A 7,359-nucleotide genomic window follows, 5' to 3' on the forward strand; every position below is an offset into this window, starting at 1 on the left:
TCGAGTTCATGGAATACGTTACCCCCGAACCCCCGCACTACCAGTCCGCAGGCAGTTGGATCACCGGAACCCACTTGAACACGTGGGCGCGGCTCGAGAAAGCCGAAGAAGCTTACGCGGTTCTCAATAAAGCCATGCGTGAACGGCTCAGCCCGAATTTGATGATGCTCTTCTACACGGAAAACTATTTCCAAATCGATGGCAACATGGGAACAACGGCGGGCATCGCGGAGATGCTCCTACAGAGCCATCGGCTGCACGATGATGGCGAGCCGATCCTCGATTTGCTGCCCGCATTACCGAAACAGTGGCCGAGCGGTTCGATTCATGGACTCCGCGCCCGCGGCGCGTTCACGGTCGATTTGCAATGGCACGACGGAACACTCAGTGAAGTCCGGATCCATTCAAACAGAGGCACAATGCTCCATCTCCGCTACCAAAACCAAGCAATTTCGCTGCACCCCAAAGCCGGCGAAACGATTCATCTCGATAAGAAGTTGCAACCAACCAATGCCCCACTTCGGTCGGAATGAACCACTCTCAAAAGAAACGTCAAAACGCCATCGAGGCATGACACAGCTTCGGGAAACCACGCGTCTGTTTACCTACACCGCGTACTGCACCTCACCTGCTCACGGCGACGGTGCACACGCCATCTTGGTTTGCCGAAACGGTTTGGGTGGCCCTATTTGGGAGCAATCCAAACGCAGTGTCCACCGCCTGCTGCCATGGCGGCCGAGACGACGTCGCCCTGCTGCACCTCGATTTTCCGCACGCGGTATGACTCGCGGTTGGTTTGAAAGTGTGCGTCGGCACCATCTTCATACAACGTCGCCACGTAGGACACGTTCGGGTCGAGGAAATCCAGTTTGATCGGCAGCGTCCGCGGTTCCTCGTTGTTCGCCGACGCGACGAACCACTCGTCGCCACTCCGGCGAGCCATCGAAACGTAGTCGCCGATCTTGCCGTCGAGCACCCGAGTCTCATCCCATGTCATCGGCAGCTTACCGAGATATTCAAACAAGTCCGCCTTCGCTTCGTATGCCTCCGGACAATCCGGCAAGATCGCGAGCCCAGAAAACGTGATCATTACCCGAGCCGTTTCCGCAACCACGGTTGTGTCGACGTTTTTGAAGATCTTCGGTCGAACGCTCGCTGGATCCTCCAACGTGAACAGACCGTTATTCATATCAAGCGGTCCGGCCAACATGTTCACAAAAACCGTCTCGCAAAATCCCGTCGGCGTGAACGTTCGAAGCGAATCCGACTGAGCATGACAGAACTCGCGGGCGACGTAGTTGGGGTACGTTCGGCGATCGCCCGACGGAGGAATCGGACCGTCATGAAAATCACACAATAAATGATGCTTCGCACACAGTTCGACAATCGATCGCGTGTCGCGCACCTTCTGTTGGCCTTTGCCTTTCATGAATCCGTACTTGATCCCGGCCGCTCCCCACTTCTCGTACAACGCCAACGTTTTCTCAAACGGAAAATTCAAACGCGCGATGTCATTGATATACAAAACAATGCCGACGTTCCGCTCTTTGGCATACTGAATCAATTCAGGGATATCGGTCGGATCTTCCCAATCGGCCGGCGGAGCCTGAGGTTTCAAATGAGGTTTGTTCGGATCGGGCTGCACCAACAAGTAATCCCGACTGGTCGTCGGATCGGACGACGCTTCGAACTCCAAACCGTACCAACCCGCATCGAGAACCAAATAGGAAACGCCATGCTTCGAGGCGAAGTCAATGAACCGTCGCCAACTCGGCATGTCCAATCCATACGTGAAGCCGTCGTCGGTTTTGGCTCCCCACGCACGCCAATCCCACATCGCGAGTCCCGGTTTTACCCACGATGGGTCATCCAATTCGCATGGAGGGTTCAAACAATACGTCACCGGTGAAAGCAAAAGATCCCCCGGCTTCGATGCCACCTGCAGCACTCGCCAACTCGTTGCGTTTCCCGATGGAATGGTCGATCGAGAAAACTTCGCACGAAACGCGTATTCACCTCGATCCGATGACACGAGATCCATCGGTGCGACGTCGTAAATCGCGGCCTCCATGACCGCGGTGAAAACGTTCGGTCGCAGTTCGCTGACCAACGGCAACCGTGCGGCGGTTCCCTTCTTTGCACGAAACTCGCTGAGCGGTTTGGGGCCTTCGGGATCGTGTTCGCCCGCGTAACACCAGCCCGTCGCATCATGAGGAAAAACGAATTCGGTCAGGTCATCTGATAGAGAAATCGATTCCTCGTAACCACCCTCTTTCGGGAACACGTATCGCACCGCGATCCCCTGATCATAGGCCCGAGCCTCGATCCTCAGCGTTCGTCGCGGCGCCTCTTGTTCGACCAGTGTCCATGCCAACGAATGAAAGTGATTTGGGCATGAGGCAAACTTTCCCCACGCAGTCTTGATCGTCTCGTTGACGGATCCCTTTTCCACAGAAGCCGACTCGAAGGAGCCGAACGCATTGTCGGTCAGTTTGACTCCTAACCGACCTTTCTCGAGAACGACGTTGTCGTTGGCCTGAACCGACCAATAGGGAACTCCCTCAACGAGCGTGAATTGGCCCGCAAGAATTCCGCTGGGACTTTCGAGGCGGATCGACTCTGCGGAACTCGGCACGCAGCAGATTGCAAGAGCAGCAAATAGAAACCGGGCAGTCGTATTCATGGTGATCATTGTGTTTCAGGAAAAAGGTGTGTGCACCTTTTAGTCGCTCCCATCGGAGTTTCCAAGTCGTTCTTTTCCAAACGAATCTCTGCGGGAGCTCGAGTGACGACGGCGTCATTTCGGTGAATTAGCGCGAGCATATCCACGACAACTCTTTGCGACTGAGATGGTAGCATCGCTGCGTACCCAATCGTGCGTCATCGACGAGGCGAACATGACGCAGCATGGATAGGTGCTGAGAGATACTCGCCTGGCGAACCGGAAGGAAATCCTTCATGTCCGTGACACACCTAGGCCGGATACCAACTCCTACAAAACTGCTAAACGAGTCGGATGCGAAGATGCCTTGAGGAGTTCCGTAATGGATCGAGAGCCGTTGAGATTTGTCATGGAAAACAGGCAGTTATCTTAGTCACGGAATTCTGACGCGAACAGACTCATGCACCAACGATTCACCGACAACGTGGCGAATACTTATGAGGCCCATGGTTATGCGAGTCCATACACTTGCGAATTCTGTTGAGCAGCAGATTCCAACTCTGCCTCTAATCGATTTTTGTTCATCGCTCCCTTAATCGCTCGGAACATCTCACCGCTGACGAGAGTCGAAATCGTCACCGTGAAAAACGCAGACAGGATTAAATCCACGGTCAGAATCCCGCTGCTACCGATCAACGGTTGATAGACGGCGATTCCGCGAAAGACGAGTCAGTGCTTGATGCCATAGAAGCACTAAAACAGATATCCCGGCATGTGCCCGAGTTTCGAAGTGAACTTCCGCCACGCCGCAAAAACTTCCGTTTGCGTAATCGTGTTCGAGGTACAGCCTGCCGCGATCGCTATCGCCACACAAGCACAGATCGATTGATTGGTTTCGGTTGTCGCAATGAAAACTCGTGTCCCTTTTTTGGCCACGCAAGATCTATCGACTTAGGCTATCGAGCCACATGTTGGTTTATCCGACGAGGCCACTTTGCAATGGCGATTCAACCGCGCATCAAAAAAGGAAGGCCGCGTGGGCCTTCCTCGATGCGTTTATGGAATGCGCCAAGCGTGCTACGCGTTGTCGACGTAGCGGTTAACGATGTTTTCGAGCAACTCTTGACGGCCGCTCCCGTTCGATGCGGCGTCCCCTTTTTCGAGCATCAGTTTTTCGAGTTCAGCGAAAGACATGTTTCCGGCCTCGATCTTCTTGCCGAGGTCCCCGTCCCAACTGCTGTAGCGATTGTCGACCAGATTCTGCAGCGCGCCGTCTTCCATGATTTTGGCGGCAACCTTCAATCCACGAGCGAACGCGTCCATGCTGCCGATGTGAGCGTAGAACAGATCGATCGGTTCAAAGCTCTCGCGACGAACCTTCGCGTCAAAGTTCACACCGCCGGGAGCCAAACCGTACTTCAGCAACACCAACATGGTCTGCGTGGTGAGGTAGTAGTTCGTCGCGAATTGGTCGGTATCCCAACCGAGCAACAAGTCACCGGTGTTGGCATCGATGCTGCCGAGGGCTCCCTGCATGCCTGCGTACTCGAGTTCATGCATCATCTCGTGACCGGCCAACGTCGCGTGGTTGGTCTCGATGTTGAGTTTGAAGTGATCTGTCAAATCGTACGAACGCAAGAAGTTCAAACAAGCCGCAGCGTCCGAATCGTACTGGTGCTTGGTCGGCTCTTTCGGTTTCGGCTCGATCAAGAATTGACCGGTGAAGCCGATCTCTTTCGCGTAGTCGACCGCCATGTGGAAGAACTGGCCGAGGTGGTCGAGTTCACGTTTCATGTCGGTGTTGTAGAGGCACTGATAGCCTTCACGTCCGCCCCAGAAAACGTAGTTCTCACCGCCAAGTTCCTTGGTGACTTCGAGGGCCTTTTTGACCTGAGCGGCCGCGTAGGCGAAGACCTCAACGTTGCAGGTCGTCGCGGCACCGTGCATGAAGCGTGGGTTGCTGAACATGTTCGCCGTACCCCAGAGCAACTTCACGCCGGTGCGTTCTTGTTCCTCTTTGAGCACTTTCGCGACCGCGTCCAGGTTCGCGTTGGTTTCCGACAACGAGCCTCCTTCAGGGGCAACGTCGCGGTCGTGGAACGCGTAAAAGGGAGCATCCAACTTTTCAAAGAACTCGAACGCTGCACGGGCCCGGTTACACGCGTTCTCAACCGACTCACTGCCGTCATCCCATGGACGCTGCATCGTGCCACCACCGAAAGGATCCGATCCCGTGCCACGGAACGTGTGCCAGTACGTGACCGTGAATCGCAGGTGATCCTTCATGGTCTTCCCGGCGACCACTTCGTCGGGGTTGTACCAACGAAACGCGAGCGGGTTGTCCGATTGTGGACCTTCGTACTGGATCTTAGAAACTTCGGGAAAAGCAGTCATGGATTTCTCAACTCGATTTCGGGCAAGCGTTGCCGCATGGGGAGGGACACTCATTCAGAGGTATTGAGCATCATCATGACAATCCATCATCGCGTTCCAAGTAGATATCGCGCATACTAACAGAGAAATTTAACACGCCCTAAAAGGACCGCCATGGGCCGGAAATCCGTCGCTTTACTCATCGAGACCTCCAACGGCTATTCCCGTGGTTTGCTCGAAGGAGTGATCGCCTACGTCAAGGAACGCGGCCATTGGTCGGTTCACCTGACCGAACAGGAAAGGGGGGCTGCCCCCCCGGCATGGCTGCAAAACTGGCGAGGCGACGGAATTATTGCGCGGATCGAAACCGACAGTATCGGCCAACATCTGAGAAAATTTCGCGTCCCGATCGTGGATCTCAGTGCCGCCCGGCACGTTCGCGGAGTCCCCTGGGCGGACACGGAAGACAAGGCGATCTCGAAACTCGGCGTCGACCATTTTGTCGAACGAGGGTTTCGGCATGTCGCTTACTGCGGCGACGCCGGCTTCGCCTGGTCTCGAAAACGTGGCGAGCATTTCCTCCGCCAGGCAACCGCCGCGGACTGCACGGTGCATCAGTTCGAGTCGGTCGGCCGCTACGATGTGTCCTACGACCTCGAGGTGGAACAACGACGAATCATCGAATGGTTGAAGACCTTGCCGCGTCCGATCGCGATCATGGGGTGTTACGACTTCAAGGCTCAACAGATTCTCGATGCATGTCGCAGACTCGACATTTCGGTGCCTGCCGAGGTTGCCGTGCTCGGTGTGGACAATGACCGGTTGATCTGCGAACTCTGCGAACCGTCCCTTTCGAGCGTGATCCCCGACACCCGCCGAACCGGATACGAAGCCGCCGATTTGCTGCACCGGATGATGAGCGGAGAACACGTCGCAACGGAAGAACCACTGATCACCCAACCGCTCGGCGTTCAACTGCGAGAGTCGACCGACACCCTCGCGATCGAAGACGGCGAAATCGCCAAGGCGCTGCAGTACATCCGTCGCCATGCCAACGCCAACATTCGCGTCGGCGATGTGCTGCGGCACATTAGCCTTTCCCGACGTGCCCTCGAACACCGATTCAAAAAACACGTCGGCCACACGCCGCACGAAGAAATCCAGCGAGTGCGTATGAACCGAATCAAAGAACTGCTGAAAGAAACGGACCTGTCAATCGGAGAGATCGCCGACCGAATGGGTTTCGAATACGTCGAGTACATGGCCGCCGCCTTCAAACGCGAAACCGGTCAAACACCAACCGAGTTTCGCGGATAGCGCCAGCCGACCACCAGGCAACGACGAAGGCTGACGTAGCGTCGCCCCCTTGGAGCGGTTTGTATATGGATTGAACGGCGATGGCATGAACACGAACGGGGCGTTCCATCCGGACATTCCATCCCCCAATTCATCTACGCCTCAACGGGGCCCTCCTATTCTCAAAACGCTCCAAAGGGGCATCCCTAATTCAGCCCGGGTCAACGGCCTGGGGATCGGAATTAGATCACACCACCAAGCCCCAACGGGGCGGCCCTCATGCCATGCATATTGTTTTGTAAAAATGCTCGAGAGGTTCTCAAAGAATATGTTGCACGTCTTCGGTGGTCTGAATTATGGCGAATCCGGTTACGGGGATCGGACCTATCAAATCCCCAAACGCTCTCACGCTCACGGTTTCTCGTCCGTCACCGCTCGGTCTATTGCTTGCTGCTCCGGCTTCAAATGCTGTAGGATGAACTCGGTGGCGTGCTGCTGAATTTCAGGTAACGACGGGTCCAGGTTGTTTCCGCCGAAACTATGCCGACCGTTCTTCACGCTTAACAACTTCACGTTCGCACCAGCCTTTTTCGCGGCATCGACCATGTACCGAGAACCGCTGATGGGTAACACGTCGTCCTTTTCTCCGTGCAGCAACAATACCGGCGGCGATGCCTTGGAAAGATATTCGACCGGACTGAGAAGTTTGGCGTTCTCAAGATTGTCTTCGTAAGGTCCACCCAGCATCGCGACGAACTTTTGAGGGTTCTCGAAATTACTGCCCTTGAGCAGATCGATCCGCAGGAACGACGTCGCCGGAAAGTACGACGCCACACAGCGGTACGTCGGATCGTAACCTGCGAGTTCCGACGCCCCCGGGAACAGATTCCCCGGTGCGAGCCCGGTCATCAACGACAAATGCCCGCCGGCCGAACCACCCCACACACCGATTTTGTCGGGATCCAAACCGTATTGCGATGCGTGCTTCACCAGAAACCGCCCGGCGTCCATGCAATCCACCACGCACT

Annotated in this window: 5 protein-coding genes; 2 read left to right on the plus strand and 3 right to left on the minus strand. The window is 55.5% G+C overall.

Annotated elements, in window-relative coordinates:
* On the plus strand, positions 1-533 hold a 533-nt coding region (locus RSSM_RS33660; RefSeq protein WP_044302064.1), incomplete at its 5' end, for a glycoside hydrolase family 95-like protein.
* 152 nt (positions 534-685) lie between these two features.
* Here the strand turns inward: RSSM_RS33660 and RSSM_RS09815 are convergent.
* Positions 686-2,683: a glycoside hydrolase family 97 protein gene (locus RSSM_RS09815; RefSeq protein ID WP_236621049.1), complete on the minus strand. Its 1,998-nt coding sequence runs from the start codon at positions 2,681-2,683 to the stop codon at positions 686-688.
* A 1,056-nt stretch (positions 2,684-3,739) separates the two neighbouring features.
* Positions 3,740-5,056: a xylose isomerase gene (gene xylA, locus RSSM_RS09825; protein ID WP_044302066.1), complete on the minus strand. Its 1,317-nt coding sequence runs from the start codon at positions 5,054-5,056 to the stop codon at positions 3,740-3,742.
* 153 nt (positions 5,057-5,209) lie between these two features.
* On the opposite strand from xylA, the gene RSSM_RS09830 reads away from it, so the two are divergent.
* Positions 5,210-6,352 carry a XylR family transcriptional regulator gene (locus tag RSSM_RS09830; protein WP_008677370.1) on the plus strand — a complete coding sequence of 381 codons (1,143 nt, stop codon included), beginning with the start codon at positions 5,210-5,212 and terminating at the stop codon, positions 6,350-6,352.
* A 390-nt stretch (positions 6,353-6,742) separates the two neighbouring features.
* Here the strand turns inward: RSSM_RS09830 and RSSM_RS09835 are convergent.
* Positions 6,743-7,359: prolyl oligopeptidase family serine peptidase (locus RSSM_RS09835; protein ID WP_044302068.1), on the minus strand; the 617-nt coding region annotated here is incomplete at its 5' end.

This window comes from Aporhodopirellula sallentina SM41 (assembly GCF_000346505.1).
In the GTDB taxonomy this organism is placed as follows: domain Bacteria; phylum Planctomycetota; class Planctomycetia; order Pirellulales; family Pirellulaceae; genus Rhodopirellula; species Rhodopirellula sallentina.